This is a genomic window from Pseudoalteromonas sp. 78C3 (assembly GCF_002836695.1).
GTDB classification, from domain to species: Bacteria; Pseudomonadota; Gammaproteobacteria; order Enterobacterales; family Alteromonadaceae; genus Pseudoalteromonas; species Pseudoalteromonas arctica.
The window spans coordinates 1-22,561 of record NZ_PJAV01000146.1 but is presented as its reverse complement, the minus strand read 5'-3'; the positions used below and the strand labels follow the sequence as shown (position 1 = coordinate 22,561).

At 39.3% G+C, this 22,561-nt stretch carries 21 protein-coding genes; 12 read left to right on the top strand and 9 right to left on the bottom strand.

From position 1 onward, the window contains the following. Together CXF76_RS11075 and CXF76_RS11070 are read left to right on the top strand one after the other, a co-directional pair. Nucleotides 1–1,041 carry a type IV pilus twitching motility protein PilT gene (locus CXF76_RS11075; RefSeq protein ID WP_007585408.1) on the top strand — a complete coding sequence of 347 codons (1,041 nt, stop codon included), beginning with the start codon at nucleotides 1–3 and terminating at the stop codon, nucleotides 1,039–1,041. 9 nt (nucleotides 1,042–1,050) lie between these two features. After that, complete coding sequence (locus CXF76_RS11070; RefSeq protein ID WP_010553294.1) at nucleotides 1,051–2,187, top strand: PilT/PilU family type 4a pilus ATPase; 1,137 nt, start codon at nucleotides 1,051–1,053, stop codon at nucleotides 2,185–2,187. Between the two features lie 89 nt (nucleotides 2,188–2,276). Here the strand turns inward: CXF76_RS11070 and ruvX are convergent, their stop codons facing one another. The 6 genes from ruvX to CXF76_RS11040 form a co-directional block, all read right to left on the bottom strand. Next, complete coding sequence (ruvX, locus tag CXF76_RS11065; protein ID WP_101163676.1) at nucleotides 2,277–2,726, bottom strand: Holliday junction resolvase RuvX; 450 nt, start codon at nucleotides 2,724–2,726, stop codon at nucleotides 2,277–2,279. Between the two features lie 38 nt (nucleotides 2,727–2,764). Continuing rightward, complete coding sequence (locus CXF76_RS11060; RefSeq protein ID WP_007585401.1) at nucleotides 2,765–3,322, bottom strand: YqgE/AlgH family protein; 558 nt, start codon at nucleotides 3,320–3,322, stop codon at nucleotides 2,765–2,767. Nucleotides 3,323–3,481: 159 nt separating this feature from the next. Beyond that, a complete protein-coding gene (gshB, locus tag CXF76_RS11055; RefSeq protein WP_007585399.1) occupies nucleotides 3,482–4,432 on the bottom strand; it encodes a glutathione synthase in 951 nt (316 codons plus the stop codon). A gap of 54 nt (nucleotides 4,433–4,486) precedes the next feature. After that, nucleotides 4,487–5,221, bottom strand: coding sequence for a 16S rRNA (uracil(1498)-N(3))-methyltransferase (gene rsmE / locus CXF76_RS11050; RefSeq protein ID WP_101163675.1), 735 nt, complete (start codon nucleotides 5,219–5,221; stop codon nucleotides 4,487–4,489). Between the two features lie 69 nt (nucleotides 5,222–5,290). Beyond that, complete coding sequence (locus CXF76_RS11045; RefSeq protein WP_081709157.1) at nucleotides 5,291–5,791, bottom strand: hypothetical protein; 501 nt, start codon at nucleotides 5,789–5,791, stop codon at nucleotides 5,291–5,293. 64 nt (nucleotides 5,792–5,855) lie between these two features. Continuing rightward, a complete protein-coding gene (locus tag CXF76_RS11040; RefSeq protein ID WP_101163674.1) occupies nucleotides 5,856–6,749 on the bottom strand; it encodes a DUF350 domain-containing protein in 894 nt (297 codons plus the stop codon). Between the two features lie 77 nt (nucleotides 6,750–6,826). Here CXF76_RS11040 and glnE point away from each other — a divergent pair, with 77 nt between their 5' ends. Then, a complete protein-coding gene (gene glnE / locus CXF76_RS11035) occupies nucleotides 6,827–9,622 on the top strand; it encodes a bifunctional [glutamate--ammonia ligase]-adenylyl-L-tyrosine phosphorylase/[glutamate--ammonia-ligase] adenylyltransferase (RefSeq protein ID WP_101163673.1) in 2,796 nt (931 codons plus the stop codon). 80 nt (nucleotides 9,623–9,702) lie between these two features. Here the strand turns inward: glnE and CXF76_RS11030 are convergent, their stop codons facing one another. From CXF76_RS11030 to tolC, 3 genes are all read right to left on the bottom strand, one after another. Continuing rightward, nucleotides 9,703–10,275: a toxin co-regulated pilus biosynthesis Q family protein gene (locus CXF76_RS11030; RefSeq protein ID WP_101163672.1), complete on the bottom strand. Its 573-nt coding sequence runs from the start codon at nucleotides 10,273–10,275 to the stop codon at nucleotides 9,703–9,705. Nucleotides 10,276–10,316: 41 nt separating this feature from the next. Next, nucleotides 10,317–11,246, bottom strand: coding sequence for an LpxL/LpxP family Kdo(2)-lipid IV(A) lauroyl/palmitoleoyl acyltransferase (gene lpxL, locus CXF76_RS11025; RefSeq protein WP_101163671.1), 930 nt, complete (start codon nucleotides 11,244–11,246; stop codon nucleotides 10,317–10,319). A gap of 111 nt (nucleotides 11,247–11,357) precedes the next feature. Further along, nucleotides 11,358–12,725 (bottom strand): outer membrane channel protein TolC, encoded by a 1,368-nt coding sequence (tolC, locus tag CXF76_RS11020; protein WP_101163670.1) that lies wholly within the window; start codon nucleotides 12,723–12,725, stop codon nucleotides 11,358–11,360. A gap of 151 nt (nucleotides 12,726–12,876) precedes the next feature. Here tolC and CXF76_RS11015 point away from each other — a divergent pair, with 151 nt between their 5' ends. From CXF76_RS11015 to rraB, 9 genes are all read left to right on the top strand, one after another. Further along, nucleotides 12,877–13,503, top strand: coding sequence for an NUDIX domain-containing protein (locus CXF76_RS11015; protein WP_010553288.1), 627 nt, complete (start codon nucleotides 12,877–12,879; stop codon nucleotides 13,501–13,503). Nucleotides 13,504–13,529: 26 nt separating this feature from the next. Next, complete coding sequence (locus tag CXF76_RS11010) at nucleotides 13,530–13,988, top strand: DUF1249 domain-containing protein (protein ID WP_024592841.1); 459 nt, start codon at nucleotides 13,530–13,532, stop codon at nucleotides 13,986–13,988. Further along, the gene (locus CXF76_RS11005; RefSeq protein ID WP_101163669.1) at nucleotides 13,975–14,760 is read left to right on the top strand and encodes a metallophosphoesterase; all 786 of its coding nucleotides are present in this window, start codon (nucleotides 13,975–13,977) and stop codon (nucleotides 14,758–14,760) included. The genes CXF76_RS11010 and CXF76_RS11005 overlap by 14 nt, the downstream gene beginning before the upstream one ends. Then, nucleotides 14,745–15,305 carry a YqiA/YcfP family alpha/beta fold hydrolase gene (locus CXF76_RS11000; RefSeq protein WP_007585377.1) on the top strand — a complete coding sequence of 187 codons (561 nt, stop codon included), beginning with the start codon at nucleotides 14,745–14,747 and terminating at the stop codon, nucleotides 15,303–15,305. Before CXF76_RS11005 ends, CXF76_RS11000 begins: the two co-directional genes overlap by 16 nt. Before the next feature lie 108 nt (nucleotides 15,306–15,413). Further along, the gene (gene parE / locus CXF76_RS10995; protein WP_024590690.1) at nucleotides 15,414–17,303 is read left to right on the top strand and encodes a DNA topoisomerase IV subunit B; all 1,890 of its coding nucleotides are present in this window, start codon (nucleotides 15,414–15,416) and stop codon (nucleotides 17,301–17,303) included. Nucleotides 17,304–17,332: 29 nt separating this feature from the next. Further along, a complete protein-coding gene (locus CXF76_RS10990; RefSeq protein WP_007585374.1) occupies nucleotides 17,333–18,427 on the top strand; it encodes a PQQ-dependent sugar dehydrogenase in 1,095 nt (364 codons plus the stop codon). Nucleotides 18,428–18,437: 10 nt separating this feature from the next. Next, entirely contained in the window at nucleotides 18,438–20,732 is a 2,295-nt protein-coding gene (gene parC / locus CXF76_RS10985) for a DNA topoisomerase IV subunit A (RefSeq protein WP_010553285.1), read from the top strand. 162 nt (nucleotides 20,733–20,894) lie between these two features. Beyond that, a complete protein-coding gene (locus tag CXF76_RS10980; RefSeq protein WP_101163668.1) occupies nucleotides 20,895–21,608 on the top strand; it encodes a 1-acylglycerol-3-phosphate O-acyltransferase in 714 nt (237 codons plus the stop codon). Next, nucleotides 21,608–21,943 carry a ribonuclease E inhibitor RraB gene (rraB, locus tag CXF76_RS10975; RefSeq protein WP_007585369.1) on the top strand — a complete coding sequence of 112 codons (336 nt, stop codon included), beginning with the start codon at nucleotides 21,608–21,610 and terminating at the stop codon, nucleotides 21,941–21,943. Before CXF76_RS10980 ends, rraB begins: the two co-directional genes overlap by 1 nt. Nucleotides 21,944–22,561 lie beyond the last annotated feature (618 nt).

Sequence of the window (22,561 nt, the reverse complement as noted above, 5' to 3'; positions counted from 1 at the left end):
ATGGATATTACCGAATTATTAGCGTTTAGTGTGCAACACAAAGCATCCGATTTACATTTATCGTCGGGTGTTTCACCTATGATACGCGTAGACGGTGATGTTCGCCGCATTAATATACCAGCCCTTGCAGACAAAGACGTAAACAGTCTGGTTTACGATATTATGAACGATAATCAACGCAAGGACTATGAACAAAATCTCGAAGTGGATTTTTCGTTTGAAGTGCCTAATTTAGCACGCTTTCGTGTGAATGCGTTTAACTCTAATCGCGGGCCTGCTGCGGTATTTCGTACCATACCAAGTGAAGTGTTAACGCTTGATGATTTAGGTGCGCCAGATATTTTTAAAACAATCTCCGATACCCCACGTGGACTCGTGTTAGTGACAGGGCCAACGGGTTCTGGTAAATCAACAACACTTGCCGCTATGGTCGATTATATAAATCAAAATAAACATCACCATATTCTAACAATAGAAGATCCAATCGAGTTTGTTCACGATAATAAATTAAGCCTTATTAATCAACGTGAGGTACATCGCGATACTCATAGCTTTTCAAACGCGCTACGTAGTGCATTGCGTGAAGATCCAGATGTAATATTGGTCGGTGAGTTACGTGATTTAGAAACAATTCGTCTTGCAATGACCGCTGCTGAAACGGGTCACTTAGTGTTTGGCACGTTGCATACAACATCTGCACCAAAAACCATTGACCGTATTATCGATGTATTCCCAGGTGAAGAAAAATCAATGGTACGTTCAATGTTATCTGAATCTTTGCGTGCTGTTATCTCGCAAACACTGCTTAAAAAGATTGGTGGCGGGCGAGTTGCAGCACACGAAATTATGATTGCAGTACCTGCTATTCGTAACTTAATTCGTGAAGATAAAATTGCACAAATGTACTCGTCTATTCAAACCGGTGCGTCTGTGGGCATGCAAACAATGGATCAATGTTTAACTAATTTAGTTAATCACGGCATTGTTACAAATGCGGCAGCGAAAGAAAAAGCACAAGACAAAACACAATTTGGCGGGTAAGAAACTATTATGGCTTTATCTTTAAACGACTTTTTACTCATCATGATTGAGAAAAAAGGCTCTGACTTATTTGTATCGAGTCAGCTACCTGTAAGTGCAAAAATAAACGGCGAGCTAACAGCCCTCAGTGACGATAGGCTTACAGATGAGCAATCGCTTGAGTTAGTTGAATCTGCAATGAGCGAAAAGCAAAAAGCAGAGTTTCATACAACGAAAGAATGTAACTTTGCGATTGCCACTGACGAAGGGCGCTTTCGTATTTCTGCCTTTTGGCAACGCGATAAAGCAGGTATGGTTATTCGCCGTATTGTTACGCAAATACCTGATGTGAGTGAGCTAGGTCTTCCTTCTATTCTTACCGATGTAATTATGTCTAAGCGTGGCCTTGTTTTGTTCGTCGGTGGTACTGGCACGGGTAAATCAACCTCGCTAGCCGCACTTATTGGTTACAGAAACCGACATCAACGTGGTCATATACTGACTATTGAAGATCCGATTGAATTTGTTCATGAGCATCGCAAAAGTATTATTACTCAACGCGAAGTAGGGCTTGATACCGAAAGCTTTGAGTCAGCACTTAAAAGCTCATTACGCCAAGCTCCCGATGTAATTTTGATTGGTGAAATTCGCTCTCAAGAAACTATGGAATACGCACTAAGCTTTGCCGAAACTGGGCACCTGTGTGTTGCAACACTGCATGCTAATAATGCTAACCAAGCGATTGACCGTATTATGCATTTAGTTCCAAAAGAAAAACACGATAAGCTTAAGTACGATTTAGCACTTAACTTACGTGCAATTGTTGCTCAGCAATTAGTACCGACTGCTGATGGTGAAAGCCGTGTTGCAGCTATTGAAATATTGCTTAACTCACCAATGGTTGCTGAACTGATTAAAAACGGTGATATTGGTGGTATTAAAGAGGCAATGGCTAAATCGAAAGAAATGGGCATGCAAACCTTTGACCAAGCATTATTTGAGCTGTATAGACAGCAGCGAATTAATTACGCTGATGCACTGCATCATGCTGATTCGCCAAATGATTTACGCTTAATGATTAAACTGCGCAATAACGAACAGCAAGGTGCGGGCTTTTTACAAGGCGTTACTATTGATGGCCTTGACGATAAAAATAGCGATCAATGATTTAAAAAGTAATGAATATAAATACTTAATATAAAAAAAGCGCCAATTGGCGCTTTTTATTTATATAACAGGTTATTTATATAGCCTGTTTATTCACCGTAACTAGACTCAAAAAAACTTTCTAAAATAATAACCGCAGACATATTATCTACGTTACCTTTGCCTAAGTTTTTATAGCCACCACTTTCAAAAAGTCGCGCTTTAGCATCCGCAGTCGTTAAACGCTCGTCTTGTGTTTGTACCGGAATGCCATAATGATTATGTAATCTGTTGGCAAACTTTTTTGCTTTAAAGGTAACCTCTTGTGACGTTCCATCCATATTTAGTGGTAAGCCAACAACCATTAAGTCAGGCTGCCATTCGGTTACTTGTACAGCAATATGGTCCCAGTTAGGAATGCCATCTTGTGCTTTTACAGCCTTAAGGCCAGAGGCGCTGCCTGTTAGCTCTTGCCCAATAGCAATACCAATACTTTTGGTGCCAAAGTCAAAGCCCATTACAGTGCGTTCGCCTTGCGGCTTAAGCGATTTTTTTGTCATGTGTATCTTGTTTAAGTTTGCTAAGGGTTAAGTTACTATTATGCGTGACCAGCTTCAGGGCTGAGTTGGCTAATATCAAAGCCCAACATTGAAACTGCTTTTTCCCATCGTTTTTCAACGGGGGTATCAAAAATGATCTTCGGATCGGCTTCTATGATCAACCAACTGTTATCAAGTAACTCTTGTTCGAGTTGTCCTTGCTCCCATCCTGAATAACCCAATGTAATAATAAATTGTTCAGGTGCTTGTGCTGTAGTTAAGCTTGCTAAAACATCTTTTGAGGTAGTGATCATAATATCGCTACTGAGTTTTTGGCTTGCTGAATAACCTGATTGAGGAGAGTGCAAAACAAAACCACGGTCAGTTTTAACGGGTCCGCCTGCAAACACACTTACTTTTGCTGCGTTTTGAGTTTTGTCGTTATCAATTTCTATTTTATCTAAAAGTTCGCCAACGGTAACATCAATAGGTTGGTTTATTACCAAGCCCATAGCCCCATCTTCATTGTGCTCACAAATATAGGTAACAGCACGTTTAAAAAAAGGGTCTTGCATCGACGGCATCGCGATTAAAAAATGATTTTCTAATGACTGCATAGATTTCACCCTTTTTAGTTAATGAACTTTGAGTATGGCACATACCTTTGTTTTTAAAACTAAAAAAGCACTTTCATACAGTTTAAAAATTAATAGTTAACAACTATATTAAAATTTATGACACGAAAGTGCTTTTAATAACGATAGGTAGACACTTATTTATTTATCTAGCTTTCTTTCAATGGCATCAAATAAAATACCCGTGATAGAAATATCATAAGCAGCTTCAATTTCGCGCACGCACGTTGGTGCAGTTACGTTAATTTCAGTTAATTTATCGCCAATAATATCTAAACCTACAAATATTAGACCTTTTTCTTTAAGCGTTGGTGCAACCGCTTGCGCTATTTTTAAATCTGACTCGCTAAGTGGACGCGCTTCGCCTCGACCGCCAACAGCTAAATTACCGCGTGTTTCACCATTTTGTGGAATTCGCGCTAAACAATACGGAATAACCTCACCATCAATAACCAATACGCGCTTGTCGCCTTGTTTGATCTCTGGGATGTAATTTTGCACCATAGCAAAGCGGCTGCCGTGCTCGGTTAGCGTTTCACAAATTACACCAATGTTGGCATCGTCTTCTCTAAGGCGGAAAATAGATGCGCCACCCATGCCATCAAGGGGTTTTAAAATAATGTCTTTATGCTCGGCTAAAAACTCACGAATTTGTTTTTGGCTACGTGTAACAAGTGTGTCTGGCGTATGTTCGCTAAACCATGCTGTAAATAGCTTTTCGTTAGCATCGCGAAGGCTTTGTGGCTTGTTAATTATTAACGTACCTTCTTGTTCTGCACGCTCTAAAATATACGTCGCGTAAATGTATTCGGTATCAAAAGGAGGATCTTTTCGCATTAAAATAACATCAAGGTCGGCAAGGGCTATAGTGGCTTTTTCTTCAAGCTCGTACCATTTTTCTGCATTATTAAACACTTGCGCTTTAGACGCTGTAGCGTACGACTTACCTTTACGAAGAGATAAATCATCCATCTCCATATAATAAATTTCGTAGCCGCGTTCTTGCGCTTGCATCATCATTGCAAAACCGGTGTCTTTTTTGATGTTAAATCCACTAATAGGATCTGAAATAATACCTAACTTAATTGCCATGCGCTGTGCCTTACTATAAATGTTACTGTTTATATGAGGGTGCTTTTAGTTATTTCAATTAGCTAAATCGCCAAATTGAAGTTGTAATGCACTTAAGACCGTTAAAGCGGCTGTTTCCGTTCGTAAAACACGCGGGCCTAAGCGAATATCTACAAATTCTAGTTGTTTAGTTAGTGCCATTTCATCGTCGGTAAAGCCACCCTCTGGGCCGACTAAAAAGCGAACGCCATCTTTAGGTACCGTAATGGTTTTAATGCTGTGCTCAGCACGAGGGTGAAGAGTGAGCTTAATTGCATCGGTTTGTTGTGCAAGCCATTGTTTTAAATCTACAGGAGGATGAATAATTGGCACAAAATTACGCCCAGATTGCTCTGCCGCTGCTATTGCAATTTTTTGCCATTGTTGGTGTTTTTTCTCAAGACGATCGCCCATTAGTTTCACGCCACAGCGTTGACTAAAAATAGGGGTAATTTCGGTAATTCCCAGTTCAACTGACTTTTGAATTGTAAAATCCATTTTATCACCACGCGAAACACACTGGCCTAAATGAATTTTAAGTGGGGATTCTACATCATGGGGATTAAGCTCTAATGGCATTACGACGACTGTTTTTTTTGTTACCTCAATTATTTCACTAAGGTATTCGCCGCCTTCGCCATTAAAAATAGATACATGCTCGCCTACTTTCATGCGCAGCACTCTGCCAATATGCCCTGCAGCATCGTCATCTAAAGTTACAGGGGTGTTTAGGGCAATACTCGATGTTTGATAAATATGAGGAACTCGCATAGGGCGTCACTTACTACTTAGCGTAAAAATATATACTGCTATGGTAAGTAAGCTGGGAGCTGTGCGCAATTATTTATTTTTATTAAGTTGCTCTGCAAGGTCTATTAAATCTTGTGGTGTGTGCGCTATATCGTGGTGATTTTGCGAAGGTTCCGTTAACGTCTCGTCAGTAACTAGGCTTAGTGTATAGCCTGTATCATCAAAGCTTATTAAAAAGCGCTGTTCATGTAACGAGTTATAAATAAAGCGTTGTTTATCGCTTGCGAGTAAGTAATCGGTACTATTAAAAAGGACTCCGTGTAAATCGTGATGCTCTTTTAGATAGTTAATTAATTCAGAAACGCTTATTTCGTTTTCAAGGTCGCAATAACTATAGTCTTTAATTAGTTCGTCAAACATCATTTTTACTAACTGGCGTGTATTACTGCCTGCAGCAATAAGCGTACTCGCTTTTGTTTTGCCATTATTATTTACGTAATACTCAGCAAATGCGCGGCTAAATTCGTTGTCTATGTCAATTAACAAGTAGTTCGTTATTTCAAGTGGCATAGAGGTAGGACCTTGTTGCATTTAAGTAATTACCATTATTACTTAAATGCAGACGTTTTAATGACTGTATTTTTAGTAAAAAGGTCTAAAGAGAAAACATGCTAATAAGCAAATAGCCAATAGCACAAAAAACAGCAAACTCTATACACGCTACCCCAATATTGTCTTGATGGTCTATTTCAAGAGCCGTATCAATATTTGGTAAAGAGATAATTTTTATCACATACGTTAAGCTGTAGAGTAATATCCACATTACACCGCAATGCATAACGAGTGTAAATATGTTTTCTACCATTTTACCGTTTTGAAATGCTGCGCTAGATAAACCAGCATACACAGCCAATGATAAACCTATTGATTTGCCAGCATACCTTATACCAATAGACGTATTCTCTAGGTTAAAGTTACTTTGTAGCGAAGCTCCTTGATTTGCTTTTGCAAAACGGTGTTCTCGTATTTTACTATCCAATGCGAACATTCCTTGCAGTGCAAAAAAGCTAACACAAGCAATAAGTAAGTTGCTAAACCCTTGAGTGTGCGTCCACGTGTATAAGCCAAGTGCAATAATACAGTTAGCGATTAACATTCCTGAATCTACCAATGCAGCACATACATTTTGTTTTAGTATGGCAGCTTCTTCGTTAAACCTGTGGAGTATCCATTTTCTGTGAATTAAATGACCCACTTTTATAAAAGTGAATAAAAGAATAATAATAATTAACACTTTTAACGGGTTTGACTGTGCGGTACTTATGCTTATTTCGTCAAATAAGAAAGCCATAGTGGCTATAACAACTGATATTTCAGATGCAAAACTAATACCCATGGCAAAGTTGTCGTGTTGTGCTAGCTCATCTTTAAGTGCTTGTTTTGCTTTAATTTGAGTGACAACTCGTAAACAAAAAATAGTTATGCAAATAATCGCAAAACTAATGGCAATCGCAATAAAACTAGTGTTAGATAAAGACAAATATGACATGGTGATCCTAATTAAGTTAACCTTTCTAGGTTTTAATCATTCTAGTACGGTTATTGATGATATAAAAGAGAGGATTGATGAGTAACTTAAAGCAACTTCCTATTCAATTACAAAAACTTGGCTTGATGCGCTTTGAACAGTTATACCCGCAGCAAAGTAAACAAAGTGAAGTTGTAAGGTTATTAGCATTAAGCGACTTTGCTTGGCGCAGTTTAGAATCACAACCTGATTTAAATACTTGGCTATTATGCAAAGACGAAATACAAAATAGAGTAATAGATTCTCCTTTTAAAAACCTCAACTTAGCTGACATTGATGAAGTGCAGTGCCATAAAGTACTTCGCCAATATCGTGAAAAGTACTGGCTCAAAGTCGCCTTTTTAGATTTATGCTGTAATAACCCCATTGCCGATAGTATTAATTACATAAGCCAACTGGCTGACATGCTAATAAATAGTGCTAACCAATGGGCGCATGCACAGGTGGCAAAAGTAAATGGTGAGCCGCTTGATGAGCAAAACCAAGCAATGCCATTAATGGTGTTGGGTATGGGGAAACTTGGCGGACAAGAGCTAAATTACTCCTCTGATATTGATCTCATTTTTGCATATCCGCGCAGTACAAAAACCCAAGGTGGTCGCAGAAGCCTTGAGGCTCAAGTATTTTATACCAAAGTTGCACAAAAGCTCATTGCATCACTTAACCAAGCCACCGGTGACGGGCAGGTATTTAGGGTTGATATGCGCCTACGCCCGTTTGGCGAAAGTGGCCCTTTGGTTATGAGCTTTAATGCCATTGAAGATTACTACCAAGAACAAGGTCGCGACTGGGAACGCTACGCAATGTTAAAAGGGCGCCTAATTGGCACACCTAATAAATATTGGGATGAATTTATTAAGCTTTTAAAGCCGTTTGTTTATCGCCGGTATATTGATTTTTCGGTGATTGAATCTTTGCGTAAAATGAAGTTAATGATTGCACAAGAGGTTCGTCGCAAACGCTTAACTAATAATATAAAATTAGGCGCTGGTGGTATTCGTGAAGTTGAATTTATAGTGCAAGCCCTACAAATGGTACGAGGTGGGCGAGAGGCTAATTTACAAACTCAATCATTACTTAAAGCATTAAATGAGCTGGCACTTAACCAAGTTATAGATGAGCAAGAAGCAAGCGAGCTTAAACGCAATTACCTTTATTTGCGAAAAGTTGAACAGTACTTACAAATATTTGACGATCAGCAAACGCAAACACTCCCCGATGATGAATTGAACCAGCAGCGCTTAAATTTATTATTAGAACAAGCTGATTTTTCTGCCACTTTAATCACTATTGAAAAGGTAATGAAGCAAGTTAACGGCGAGTTTGCACTCGTTATTGGTGAAGAAACCGTACCACTAGATACCTGTGAAGGTGCATTTATTAGTGCTTGGGATCATGGTGATGTGAGCTTTCTAAAAGAGGCTAGAGATGAATGGCAAACACCCCTTAACGATTTTAAATTAAGGCTGTCTAAGGTCAACATAGGTAACCGAGGGCGTGAAACCCTTGATAAATTAATGCCTGTTTTATTGAGCCAGTTAAATGACTTTAATGCCAGCGCAGCTGCTTTTACAATGGTTTGCCAAATTTTTAATAAGATAATTTCACGTACTGCTTATTTAGAATTGCTGTACGAAAACCAAGGTGCATTAAAGCAACTTGTTTTACTGTGTTGTCATAGCAAATGGATAGGCGAGCATATTTCTCGCTACCCTATATTGCTGGATGAGCTAATAGACCCGGCTGTTCTTTATAAACCGACACCATTAACCGCTTATAAAGATGAAATAAGACAGTATTTTTTACGAATAGAGCATGACGATTTAGAACTGCAAATGGAGTCGCTTAGGCAATTTAAGCAAACGCATCAATTACGAATTGCTGCTGCCGATGCAACCGGTGTTCTTGATGTAATGAAAGTAAGCGATCACTTAACCGTATTGGCTGAAGCGATTGTTGATCAAGCTGTTAATATTGCATGGCATAACACCGTTAAGCGTTTTGGTATGCCCCCTGGCACTGATGATGAAAACAAAGGTTTTGCTGTTATTGCATATGGTAAAACAGGCGGCTTAGAAGTAGGGTACGACTCAGATTTAGATTTGGTGTTTGTGCATAATCATGATGGCTCAAGCCAAACCAATGGTGAAAAACCGATAGATTCTCGCCAGTTTTATTTAAAACTCGCTCAGCGCTTAATGCATTTATTTAATACTCGCACTGCATCGGGTATTTTGTATGAGCTTGATACGCGATTACGCCCTGAAGGTGCATCAGGTTTACTTGCTATCAATCTAGAGAGTTTTAATCACTATCAGCAAACTCAAGCATGGACGTGGGAACATCAAGCACTTGTGCGGGCTCGGTTAATTTTGGGCCAAGACGATCTTATAGATCGTTTTTCACAAATTCGTAAAAGTATTCTTTGCCAACAGCGCGATGATACCGTGTTAAAAGCCGATGTAATAAAAATGCGCGAAAAAATGCGCGACCATCTAGCGAAAGGAAATTCAGAACAATTTGATTTAAAACAAGATATTGGCGGTATGGCTGATATTGAGTTTATTACGCAATATTTAGTACTTAAACACGCGAATGAGTTTGAGCAGCTTACCGTTTATTCAGATAACGTAAGAATATTAACGGATGCAGCAAATATAGGCTGTATTACTAAAGAGCAAAAACAGCAGTTGATCAAAGCGTATATTGATTATCGCTCGTGTTATCACGTGCTGAGCTTGGATCAAAAAGGCAAATTGATCTTGCGAGAAGCTTTTTTACAAGATATTACTAACGTAACGAATATTTGGAATAGTATTTTTGAATTGAATTGAATTGAATTGAATTGAGTTGAGTTGAATTGTAAAACCCAAGCGCTTGCTTGGGTTTTTTGTACGTGTAAACCCTTAAACCCTTAAACCTTTAGCTTTAAACAGTTTGTTCGCACAAATTCTGATGGTAACTCTGTAATAACCGCTGCTCTTTGTTTGTGGCAAAAGTAAGTGTAAACCTCATGCTCAAAGTCGTCATTTATAGCACGACCAATTTGATAAAGTGCTGAAGTAAAGTTGCTGTCTACTCTAAAATGATCTTTAACTACGTAGTCTTTACTTAAATACCAGTAAAGCTCAATACCTTCATTTTTAGCATATTGATAGAGTACGTCTTTAAGTGTTGTGCCATTTTCAAAGCGTCTAGGTTCAACTTCTCCAGTCCAAGTGGTCGGCATTGGATCAACTGTTCGCGCACGTTCCGCTAATACTCTATCTAAGGTCTGTTCTGGTGTTTTAAGTTTTAAAACAAATTGATCTCGTTCTTTATTACTTTTTACTTGGTTACGAATAGAGGAGTAAAAACGTGATAATCCTTCGGCAGCTGCATTTTTAGATTTTTTAATATCAAATAAAGAGCCATCACTCAACAAAAAGTATACGGCGAGTGCTATTAGTACAGCTGCAAATGATAAATGCCTAATCCAAAACCACATGATTATTACCCACCTTATTTGTTCCTATTATTGTTATACCATTACTTTTTATAAAAAGAAGGGGTATTTTTATCAGGTCGAGTTTTAAAACGACGGTGTAGCCACATATATTGTTCGGGTGCGGCATTAACAGATTGTTCCATGCGTTGATTTACACGTGTCACATCAGCCTTATTATCACCACTGGGGAAGTTTTCAAGCTCTGGCAGTATTTCTAAGTGATATTTACCATTTTCATCACGGCGAGTTATTAAACTCATTGTTTCGCAGTTTTTACTGCCTGCAAACATAAGAGTACCCGTTGTAGTTGCAGCGTCAGGTACTGCGTAAAATGGGACAAATTCACAGCGGTTACGACCGTAATCTTGATCGGGTAAGTAATAACATACCTTTTTATTTTTTAATGCTTTTAGTAAACCTTTTACATCTTTTCGACCGATTAAATATTCGTTAGAGCGAAGGCGCCCATTAGTCGTAAAGTATTCCATTAGTGGGTTGTTATGAGGGCGATAAAAGCCAACACCCTGACACTCTAAGCCCATAATACGGCTAGCCATTTCAAGATGCAGAATATGAGGTACAAGCAATAAAACACCTTTACCAGACGCTTGCACGCGTTCAAAGTGCTCAAGCCCTTTAAAAGACCCTAATGCTTTTTGTGCTCGCCACTGCGGCCACCACCAGGCCATGCCAGTCTCAACCATTGCAATACCGGTGTTTTCCATATTTTTGAGCACAAGGTCTTTTTGATCTGCTGCGCTCATATCAGGAAAACACAGCTTAATATTTACTTCTGCAATATGGCGACGGCGCTTCATAAATTTATGAACTAAGCGACCAAGCTGTTTACCCATTGCCAATTGTAGTTTTTGCGGTAACCAAGAAATTAAATATAAAAATAAAACGCCAACCCACGTTAGCCAGTATCGAGGGCCTAAAAAAGATGCTTTAAAAGGAGATGAGGTGACCACAAAAATCTCTCTGAGAATAAAAACGATAGTTTAACGCTAAGCGCTATAAAATACAAAAAGCCAGCTACATGCTGGCTTTGAATAAATCTATATTATGTTTATCTGTAAAAGTTAAGCTGATTTTAAACCTTGGTTTATAGCAACCAAATCTTCACTTGTTAGTGTACCCGCAGCTTGTTTTAAGCGAAGGGTAGATAACACATAACGGTAACGCACATCAGCAAGGTTACGTTTTGCATCGTATAAATTTTGCGTACTCACTAGTACGTCAACAATGGTACGAGTACCTACTTCAAAACCGGCTTCAGTTGCTTTAAGGGCACTTTGAGCTGAAACAACCGCTTGCTCTAGCGCTTTGTAAGTCGCAATATCTGAAACAACTTGATTATAAGATGTAATTACTGTGCGAGTGACTGCGCGGTAATTTGTTTCATAATCTTGGCTCGCTGATACGTAAAACGCACGCGCTTGGTTTGTTGCAGCAACCGTTGCGCCACCTGAATATAAAGGTACGCTAAAATTAAGCCCAACAGAACTAGAGTCTGAACGCGGTTGGTCATAAAAATTAGCGCCATTTATTTGAGTGTCTGTATGAGTGTCTGTAAGAGAGTCACCATAACTTGCACTTAGAGTTAGTTTTGGGTAATGACCCGCTTTTGCTAATTCAATTTGATCTTTTGCAATATCAACCGTTACTTTAGACACTTGTAGGTTTATATTTTTATCTTCAGCTACTTTAACAAAGTCGCTTGAGCGCTTAGTTGGTCTAGTTGTTGAGAAAGTATCTGTATTTAAAAAGTCTAATTTTTCGTGATATTTACCTGTAATCTCACGAAGTTGCTCACGTGCTGTTTCTACAGCATTACCTGCAATAATTTCTTGAGCTACAGAGTTATCAAACTGAGCTTGCGCTTCGTGTACGTCAGTAATTGCTGTTAAGCCTACCGCATAACGTTGTTTTGTTTGCTCAAGTTGACGTTCAATTGCACGTTTTTCAGCTTCAACAAATTCAAGGTTATCGCTTGCACTTAATACGTTAAAATAACCTTCAGCAACGCGTACAATTAAGTTTTGTTTAGCTGCATCGTATAGGCCGCTTGCTTGAAGCGCTTGCTTGTCGGCAATATCTAACGTATTCCAGGCACCTAAATCAAATAATGTTTGGCTTAAGCTCACACCGCGAGAGAATTGGTCTGTATCACTTTCAACTTTTACTTGGTTAGATAAGTCGCCAACGCTTTGGTACGACGTTGCATCGCTTTTTGTATAACCCATAGTTAAACCAATTTGAGGTAATAGTGCACTCATCGCCAAATCGCTTTGGTAAGACTGCGCATCGGCTTGGGCTTTTGCTTTTAAAACAGTAGGATCGTTAGCTGTCGCTATTTCAAAAACTTGTAGTAAATCTTCAGCTTTCACTGCTGTTGCACCTAATGCGCATGATAAACTAACTAGCGCCGCAAGAATGTTCTTTTTCATGTGGGGTTCGGTCCTTAGACAATTTTTGTACTAAAAGCATGTTAACCTGTTTTACCGCATAACAAAAAAAATAATTAGTAAAAAAGTATGTTCAAGTGTAACAGAATATATTAACGCATTTTAAAGCTTTAGATAAGTAGGAGGTAGCTACGTGGTTGATAAAAAACTCGTTCAATTTACACATAAAGATGTGAATTTAAAGCCAATAAAAAACCTTTATAAAGGTTTTTTTCAGGTTGATTTATACCAATTTGAACATGCTCTTTTTGCGGGTGGAAAATCTAAAGTAATTAGCCGAGAAATATTAGAACGTGGCGATGCAATTGCAGTACTCCCTTACGATCCAATATCAGATACTGTTCTTTTAATTGAGCAAATACGTATTGGCGCTATTAAAAGCAAGCATTCGCCTTGGCTGCTAGAGTGTATAGCCGGAATGACAGACGGCAGCACTGATTACGAATCAGTTGTAAAAAAAGAAGCGTATGAAGAAGCTGGGCTTGAATTAACTGAACTTGAATTTATGCTTTCATACCTATCAAGCCCTGGTGGCACAACTGAGCGCTTACATTTATATTTAGCGCGTACTGACTTAAGCCAAGTGAAATCAGGTGTATATGGTCTTGAAACTGAAGGGGAGGATATAAAAACTCACATTCTATCAGTTGATGATGCGCTAATGCGCCTCAATAACGGTGAAATGGATAATGCGGCAACGGTTATTTGTATGCAGTGGCTTGCGCTTAATCGTGAAAAAATGGCAAGTAAATGGGCATAAACTCTTACTAATATTATGGTGGTACTTTGACAGCACAATTAGCAACAAAGCGATATATTCAGAGCCTCCCAAAGTATTTAACACTTTGTGAGCATAACTATGTGCGACTATTAAAGTTGTTACCGAGCGAGCGCAATATAGGAAGCATTCGTGAAGTTAAACTTGGCAACAGTGAGTTTGCTACAAAAATTGATGGCAGCGCAAAATACACCATGGATATTTCAATTAAGCAGCTAACAGGAATGGTTAAAGGGATTACGCCGCTGTATTTAACGGTGCGTTTGTATCACGATGCCAAAGTGGCTGAAATTGTTCATCACGATTACCATCAACGCATAAAACCATCTTATGGATACCCTAACCCTAAAATGCATCAAAAAGATGAAAAGTATCAACTTAATGCTTTTTTATACGATTGGTTAGTGGCCTGTGTAGAGCACGGACAAGCGACGTTAAATTGGGATGTAAATAATGGCTTGGTTTGATGATACATATACATTTGATAAATCATCTTTGTGCATTGCGCATATTACTGACAGCCATTTATTTGCAGACAAAAGCAGTGAGTACTTTAATGTAAATACCGCAGATCATTTTGAACAAGCCTTGGCAAACATAGCAAAACAATCAATAGACTGCATTATTTTTGGTGGCGATTTAACACAAGATCATAGTTTTGAATCATACTTATTATTTAGTGAACTTATAAATGCCAGTGATATTACTTGTCCTGTATTTTGGGTGCCAGGTAATCATGATGAACTAGCAATGCTTAATCGCATAAGTGGTGGGCAAATAAATTCGGCTAAACATATTATTGCTAATGGGATTGAGCTACTTCTTATTAATTCTAAAGGGCCCACGCCCGCAGGATGGGTTACTGGCACGCATTTAGATGAAGTAACGGACGCTTTAGTCAACTCGAATAATAGTAAAGTTATATTTTGTCATCATAATCCGCTGCCAATAAACGGCTACCTTGATAAACACTTATTAGAAAATGGCCCACAGCTTTTAAATATCTTAGTTAATAGTAATAATGTATCTGCGCTTTTTCATGGGCATGTGCACAATGATTACGAACAAAGTTTTAGAGGGCTGCCCATATATGCGACCCCGGCCAGCTCAATACAGTTTGTAAAGCACACTTCACAGTGGGAGCAAAAAAATGCGGGGCCAGCTTACAGAACGCTAAATATAAAGAGTAAAAAAGATAAAGTAGAAGTAAAAACGGAAGTAGTATGGCTAAACGCGTAATTTATATTCATGGCTTTAATAGTTCACAAAAATCATATAAAGCTGTGCGCTTTGGTGAGCTTATGGCAAACTATGACGTTGATTATTGTGTACCGAACTTAAACCACGAGCCCCTACAAGCTATAATTGAGCTTGAACAATTACTAACGCCAAATACCGTTTTATTAGGTAGCTCGTTAGGTGGTTTTTTTGCCACGTATTTATCGCAGCGTTATCAAATTCCTGCAGTGGTTATTAATCCCGCGGTCGCACCCTATAATTTATTACAGTCGTTACTTGGACCTAATTATAATCCGTATCAAGATTATCATTACGATTTAAATAACAGTCATATTGAGGCACTTAAATTACTCGCTGTAGATAAATTAGCATACCCTGAGTTACTGTACTTATTACAGCAAACAGGCGATGAAGTGTTGAACTTTCAACACGCAGTAAAATATTATTCGCAATGCAAGCAATTGATAGAATTTGGTGGCGATCATAGCTACGTTGAATTTGAACGCACCTTTGCAAGTATTGTAGATTTTCTTAAAATCACGTAAAACTAGTTAGCCTGAACTGAGGTTAGTTACTATATTAACGCTTTAGCGCATATAACAATAAAACTAGTAAAACGTATTAGAGCCTTAGCGGATATAAAGACAAAAACTATGAGTGATCAAAATTATAACGCCGAAGCCATTGAAGTACTTAATGGACTAGATCCGGTAAAACGACGCCCAGGGATGTACACAGATACAACACGTCCCAATCATTTAGGCCAAGAGGTTATCGATAACAGTGTCGATGAAGCTATGGCTGGTCATGCTACTCGTATCGACGTAATACTCCACGAAGACAATTCGCTTGAAGTAAGTGATGACGGGCGTGGTATGCCTATTGATATTCACCCAGAAGAAGGTATCCCTGGGGTTGAATTGATCTTCACTAAATTACACGCCGGTGGTAAGTTTTCTAATAAAAACTATCAATTTTCGGGTGGTTTACACGGTGTAGGTATTTCGGTAGTAAATGCGTTATCTACGCGTGTAGAAGTAACAGTAAGACGCGACGCTCAACAATACAGAATGGCATTTGAAAGCGGCGATAAAGTAGAAGACTTAAACGTAATTGGTACAGTGGGTAAGCGTAACACCGGTACTACGGTTCGTTTTTGGGCTGATGTTAGCTACTTTGATTCACCAAATTATTCAATTACTAAACTTAATCATTTATTAAAAGCCAAAGCAGTTTTGTGCCCAGGACTGCGAATTAAGTTTGTTAATAAGCAAACAAAAGAAACCCAAGAATGGTTTTACGAAACAGGCTTAAAAGACTATTTAGTTGAAGCAATTAAAGGTTTTGAAACATTACCGCAAGACCCGTTTGTTGGCGAATTTAAAAGTTCAATTGAAGGCGCTGACTGGGCTGTTGTATGGCTACCAGAAGGTGGTGAATCAATAGCTGAAAGCTACGTAAACCTTATTCCTACCGCGCAAGGTGGTACGCATGTAAATGGTTTACGCCAAGGCTTACTTGAAGCAATGCGTGAATTTTGTGAGTTTAGAAACTTACTCCCTCGTGGTGTAAAATTAACTCCTGATGACATTTGGGATCGTTGTAGTTACGTGTTGTCGGTTAAAATGCAAGATCCACAATTTGCAGGGCAAACAAAAGAAAAACTATCATCACGCTCGTGTTCTGCGTTTGTATCGGGGGTTGTAAAAGACTCGTTTAGTTTATGGTTAAATGAACATACAGATACCGCAGAGTTATTAGCTGAGTTATGTATTTCAAATGCGCAAACTCGCTTGCGTGCAGCTAAAAAAGTAGTGCGTAAGCGTGTTACTGCAGGTCCTGCCTTACCGGGTAAACTTACCGATTGTAGCGCGGCCGATAACGACCGTACCGAATTGTTTTTAGTGGAAGGTGATTCTGCTGGTGGCTCTGCTAAACAAGCAAGAGACCGTGAATTTCAGGCTATCATGCCGCTACGTGGTAAAATTTTGAATACCTGGGAAGTTGAGTCAGGCCAAATACTAGCATCACAAGAAGTACACGATATTTCAGTGGCGCTGGGTATTGATCCAGAATCAACCGATATGTCGGCATTACGCTACAATAAAATTTGTATATTGGCCGATGCTGACTCGGATGGACTACACATCGCAACACTATTATGTGCACTGTTTGTTCGCCATTTCCCAGAGTTAGTAAAAACAGGGCATGTGTATGTAGCAATGCCGCCATTATTTAGAATCGATATTGGTAAAGAAGTTTATTACGCACTTGATGAGCAAGAAAAAACCGCTATTTTGGCGCGCATAGAAGCCGAGAAAAAACGCGGAAAAGTAAACGTACAACGATTCAAAGGTCTGGGTGAAATGAACCCGTTACAACTGCGTGAAACCACGATGGATCCAAATACACGACGTTTAGTGCAGCTTACGCTTGATGAAGAAGTAGAAACCATGGAAATGATGGATATGCTGCTTGCTAAGAAACGATCGCCTGATCGTCGTCAATGGTTAGAAGATCATGGTAACAAGGCACTCGTTTAATTACCTGTGCTTAACACTAGGAGAGGCGAATGAAAAAACTACTAGGAAGTTTGCTGTTACTTGGGCTGACTACCGCTCCTGTAATGGCGAAAAATATACTCGATAAGCTCACCGTAGCACCGGGATTTGAAATAAGCTTATTTGCAAATGATGTAGAAAATGCACGTCAAATAGCTGTTTCAAAAAAAGGTATTGTGTATGTTGGCTCTCGTAAAGCGGGCAACGTATATGCGCTTATTGATCATAATAGTGATGGCGTAGCAGATAAAAAAATTGTTGTGGCTAAAGGCCTAAATATGCCCTCTGGCATAGCAATTAAAGATGGCGATTTATACGTAGGCGAAGTACATCGTATTATTCGCTTTAAAAATATTGATACCCAATTAAAAGATCCAAAATTTGATGTGGTTTATAACGCATTACCGAGCGAGCGTCATCATGGTTGGAAATTTTTACGTTTTGCACCAACGGGCGAGCTAATCATTCCGGTGGGTGTACCGTGTAATATTTGTGCTGAGGATGAACGTTTTGGCCGTATTTTTGCGCTTAATGTAGAAACAAAACAAATAAAAACAATAGCCAAGGGCGTTAGAAACACCGTCGGTTTTGATTTTCATCCAGCTACTCAAGCTTTATGGTTTAGTGATAACGGTCGCGACATGATGGGCGATGATATTCCGCCTGATGAGTTAAACCGTGCAACGCAAGAAGGTGAGCATTTTGGTTTTCCGTATGTTCATGCCGGTGCAATTATTGACCCTGAGTTTGGTGAAGGTAAAAATATTGCCGATTACACGTCGCCAGCTCTTGCACTTGCTGCGCATGTAGCGCCACTGGGTATTCATTTTTATAACGGTAAGCAATTTCCAGCAAGCTATAAGCAACAATTATTTGTTGCTGAACATGGCTCATGGAACCGTTCTAAAAAGTCAGGTTATAAAGTAGGGCTAGCAACAATTGAAGTAGGTCGCGTAACTAAATATACGCCATTTATTACTGGCTTTATGAAAGACGAAACAACATTTGGACGCCCTGTTGCATTTGCAGAATTAGGTGACGGCAGTCTGTTAGTAAGCGATGATTACGCCAATGTAATCTACCGTGTAAGCTATAAGAAAAACTAGGTAAGCTTTAATGAGTGATACAGATACCTTGCTAATGCAAGGAATTGAGCAACAAACAATGGGGCGTTTTACCGAAGACGCCTATTTAAATTATTCCATGTACGTGATCATGGACCGCGCCTTACCGCATGTAGGTGATGGTTTAAAACCAGTACAGCGTCGTATTATTTATGCGATGAGCGAACTGGGTTTGTCGGCTAACGCTAAGTACAAAAAATCAGCCCGTACAGTGGGTGACGTGCTTGGTAAATACCATCCACACGGCGACAGTGCATGTTACGAAGCGATGGTATTAATGGCGCAGCCGTTTTCTTACCGCTACCCTTTGGTGGATGGACAAGGAAACTGGGGCGCGGCAGATGACCCTAAATCGTTTGCAGCAATGCGTTATACCGAAGCGCGTTTATCTAAGTTTTCAGAAGTACTATTAAAAGAGCTTGGCCAAGGCACCGTCGATTGGACACCAAACTTTGATGGCACGATGGACGAACCTGTTGTACTGCCTTCTCGTTTACCGCATATTTTACTAAACGGTATAACGGGTATTGCCGTAGGTATGGCAACCGATATTCCGCCACATAACGTACGTGAAGTGGCTAGTGCATGTTGTTTATTACTTGATAAACCAAAAACAGAGCTTGAAGAATTACTTGAGCTTGTACATGCACCAGATTACCCAACAGATGCTGAAATAATTACCCCAAAAGCCGATATTCACAAAATATATAAAACCGGTCGAGGGTCTATCAAAATGCGTGCGGTTTATACCGAAGAGCATGGTGATATTGTTATTACAGCGCTGCCGCATCAATGTTCTGGTGGTAAAGTACTTGAGCAAATTGCAGCGCAAATGAACGCTAAAAAATTACCAATGATTGCCGATTTACGTGACGAGTCAGATCACGAAAATCCAACACGCATTGTAATTATTCCGCGCTCAAATCGCATTAAAGCTGAGCCATTAATGGCGCACTTATTTGCAACCACCGATCTTGAAAAAAATTACCGAGTAAACTTAAACATGCTAGGCCTAGATGGCCGCCCGCAAGTTAAAGACTTACGCTGTATTTTAAGTGAGTGGCTAATATTTAGACGCGAAACAGTGCGTCGTCGTTTGCAGTATCGTTTAGATAAAGTATTAGCACGTCTACATATTTTAGAGGGTTTGTTAGCCGCCTTTTTAAATATTGATGAAGTGATTGAAATCATTCGCAGCGAAGATAAACCAAAGCCTGTATTAATGGAGCGCTTTGATTTAACTGATACGCAGGCAGAAGCAATTCTAGAATTAAAACTTCGTCATTTAGCAAAACTTGAAGAGTTTAAAATTCGTGGTGAGCAAGACGAACTGGCTAAAGAGCGTGATAAATTAGCGCAAATTTTGGGCTCAGAACGTCGTATGTCGACACTGCTTAAAAAAGAAATTCAAGAAGCCGCTGAAATGTACGGTGACGATCGTCGCTCACCAGTGATTGAGCGCTCAGAAGCGAAAGCACTTAACGAAAAAGATTTAATTCCGTCAGAGTCAGTTACTGTTGTGCTATCAGACAAAGGCTGGGCACGCGTTGGTAAAGGTCATGACTTAGATGTACAAGGCTTAAATTATCGCTCAGGTGACGGCTTTAGAGCCTCTGCTCGTGGTAAGAGTAATCAACCTGCGGTATTTTTAGATTCAGCGGGGCGGGCGTTTGCAACCGATGCGCACAGTCTACCTTCGGCGCGAAGCCAGGGGGAGCCAATGACAGGTCGTTTTAACTTAACACCAGGCGCTAATTTTGAGCACGTGGTAATGAGTGAAGACGAGCAAGTATTGCTTATGGCGTCAGATGCAGGTTACGGCTTTATTACCGACTTTAAAGACTTAGTTAGTAAAAATAAAAACGGTAAAGCGCTGGTAAGTGTCCCTAAAGGTGGAATATTACTTTCTCCTATTAGAGTGAACGATGTTGCTAGCGATTACTGTATGGCTATTTCTAACGAAGGTCGAATGCTTTTATTCCCGCTGCGAGACTTACCAAAATTAGGTAAGGGTAAAGGTAATAAAATCATCTCTATACCAGGTGCTAAAGTACAAGCCCGTGAAGAGTTTGTAAAAGTGCTTGCTGTTGTACCACTAGGAAGCAGTGTTACGCTTCATGCTGGTAAGCGTAAACTAACACTTAAACCAAGTGATTTAGAGCATTATCATGGTGAGCGAGGACGAAGGGGTAATAAACTACCGCGTGGCTTACAGCGTGTTGACGAAGCCGTTGTTGAGCTAACTCCTCAAGATGATGAACCAATAGACGTTATTAGCGAAGAGTAGCCAATTACTTTTTTGTATAAATAAAAACGGTCTGCATTTGCAGGCCGTTTTTGTTTTAAAATAAAGAGCTTAAATATTTCAGCGTACACTTGTGCGCTATTGACTCGTTTGTGTCACAAAATAACGCTATAATAATTATAATTCATTTTTGGAGAAGCCCATTTGCTAGCTGTTATACGCGTTTTTATTATGCTGCTGTTTATATTATTCAGTTGTATTTTTGGTTTATTACTTTCGATTGTAAGACCATTTCACCCTAATAATGTACATATTATAGCGGGTTGGTTTGGCTCAATGGCTAAAATGGTTGGCGTTAAGCTAGTTCTAACACGTCATAAAGATGCCGTTGATCCAGGTCCTGCAGTTTATGTTGCTAATCATCAAAATAGCTACGACTTATTTACAGTGCCAGCAATGGTGCCAAAAAACTGCGTAAGTTTGGGTAAAAAGAGCTTAAAGTGGATCCCATTTTTTGGTCAGCTTTATTGGTTGTCGGGTAATATATTAATAGACAGATCGAATCGCTCTAAAGCGGCAGGAACTATCTCAAAAGCAGCCGAAAAAATTAAAAATAATGGCTTATCTGTATGGATGTTTCCAGAAGGCACACGAAGCTATGGAAGAGGGTTACTACCATTCAAAACGGGTGCATTTCACACCGCAATGAGCGCAGATGTACCCGTAATTCCGGTATGTATGAATACAACACATAAAACCATTAAGCTAAATCGTTGGGATAATGGTACAATTCACATCGAAATGTTAGCGCCTATACCGCTTGATAAAGAAATTAGCGCGCGTGAGCATGCTAAAAGCGTGCATAGCATTATGGCTGCTAAAATAACTGAATTAGATGCTCAAGTGAGAGAAAAATAATGGAAAACTGGCGTGAAATAAGTGAAGACATCGTAAGTTCACTACTTGAAGATGGGTCAGACCCTGAAATACTTTATGAAGTAGAGCACCACTTTGTGTGTGAAGACTTTCCTAAGTTAGAGCAAGCTGCACTTGCTGCTTTTAAATTGGGTTACGATGTTGAAGAACCAGCAGAGCTTGAGCTTGAAGACGGTAACAAAATTTGGAGCTTTGACATTGTAGTTGAAGCTGAGCTAGACGTAGACGTTATTATGGAAGACGTTGATAAGCTAGCGCAACTAGCCGTTGAGTGCGAAGTTGAGTACGATGGTTGGGGTACTTACTTTCAAGAGTAATTAGCTGACTGTTATAAAAAAGGCGATCATTGCAAAGTGTTCGTCTTTTTAATGCCTGTAAAAGCGTGCTACCAAACATGCGCTTCCCCTCAGGTTTTTTCTAGGGACGATTACTCTTTGTTGCCTAAATGGATGTGGCAAGGGGCGTGAACAGGACGCGGAAGCTTTGCTCGGTTTTTACTTATTTTCACATGGAAGTAAGCCAGTAGCGTAACGCAGGAGTAGTTACCGAGCCCGCTTGGTTACAAACCCCGCGCCGCGATTTAACCGCCCCCTAGATTAAACTAATTTCAATCCGCAAAGGACAACATGCCGAGTTCTGCTAAAGCTTTTAATTAGAACTAAATTGAATCAACCTTCTAGGTGTTTTCAATAATTTATTTAAAACTTATTGGTATGTTTTGTATAAATATTATTAATAAATTATCTATAAAAAATAAAATATCCACCTTCACTGAACTCAAACACCTCTTAAGTTTTTTAAGCTACCCTTCACTAATATAATAATACTTTCATCTTTAAATTCTTATTTCAAATGCATTTCGTTCTGCCATTATTTTGTTTTATTTTGTATAAACAGTCTAAATTAATTGGTTAACCAGTGGTATTCTAGCTAAT

What these genes read in the sequence shown, in the direction of transcription:
- rsmE (WP_101163675.1), bottom strand. Translation starts at nt 5,221, where the DNA reads ATGCGAGTTCCTCATATTTATCAAACATCGAGTATTGCCCTAAACACC.
- CXF76_RS11000 (WP_007585377.1), top strand. Translation starts at nt 14,745, where the DNA reads ATGGCTAAACGCGTAATTTATATTCATGGCTTTAATAGTTCACAAAAA.
- CXF76_RS11070 (WP_010553294.1), top strand. Translation starts at nt 1,051, where the DNA reads ATGGCTTTATCTTTAAACGACTTTTTACTCATCATGATTGAGAAAAAA.
- CXF76_RS11060 (WP_007585401.1), bottom strand. Translation starts at nt 3,322, where the DNA reads ATGCAGTCATTAGAAAATCATTTTTTAATCGCGATGCCGTCGATGCAA.
- CXF76_RS11005 (WP_101163669.1), top strand. Translation starts at nt 13,975, where the DNA reads ATGGCTTGGTTTGATGATACATATACATTTGATAAATCATCTTTGTGC.
- glnE (WP_101163673.1), top strand. Translation starts at nt 6,827, where the DNA reads ATGAGTAACTTAAAGCAACTTCCTATTCAATTACAAAAACTTGGCTTG.
- CXF76_RS10990 (WP_007585374.1), top strand. Translation starts at nt 17,333, where the DNA reads ATGAAAAAACTACTAGGAAGTTTGCTGTTACTTGGGCTGACTACCGCT.
- tolC (WP_101163670.1), bottom strand. Translation starts at nt 12,725, where the DNA reads ATGAAAAAGAACATTCTTGCGGCGCTAGTTAGTTTATCATGCGCATTA.
- parC (WP_010553285.1), top strand. Translation starts at nt 18,438, where the DNA reads ATGAGTGATACAGATACCTTGCTAATGCAAGGAATTGAGCAACAAACA.
- rraB (WP_007585369.1), top strand. Translation starts at nt 21,608, where the DNA reads ATGGAAAACTGGCGTGAAATAAGTGAAGACATCGTAAGTTCACTACTT.
- CXF76_RS11045 (WP_081709157.1), bottom strand. Translation starts at nt 5,791, where the DNA reads ATGCAACAAGGTCCTACCTCTATGCCACTTGAAATAACGAACTACTTG.
- CXF76_RS11040 (WP_101163674.1), bottom strand. Translation starts at nt 6,749, where the DNA reads ATGTCATATTTGTCTTTATCTAACACTAGTTTTATTGCGATTGCCATT.
- CXF76_RS11075 (WP_007585408.1), top strand. Translation starts at nt 1, where the DNA reads ATGGATATTACCGAATTATTAGCGTTTAGTGTGCAACACAAAGCATCC.
- gshB (WP_007585399.1), bottom strand. Translation starts at nt 4,432, where the DNA reads ATGGCAATTAAGTTAGGTATTATTTCAGATCCTATTAGTGGATTTAAC.
- parE (WP_024590690.1), top strand. Translation starts at nt 15,414, where the DNA reads ATGAGTGATCAAAATTATAACGCCGAAGCCATTGAAGTACTTAATGGA.
- CXF76_RS11030 (WP_101163672.1), bottom strand. Translation starts at nt 10,275, where the DNA reads ATGTGGTTTTGGATTAGGCATTTATCATTTGCAGCTGTACTAATAGCA.
- ruvX (WP_101163676.1), bottom strand. Translation starts at nt 2,726, where the DNA reads ATGACAAAAAAATCGCTTAAGCCGCAAGGCGAACGCACTGTAATGGGC.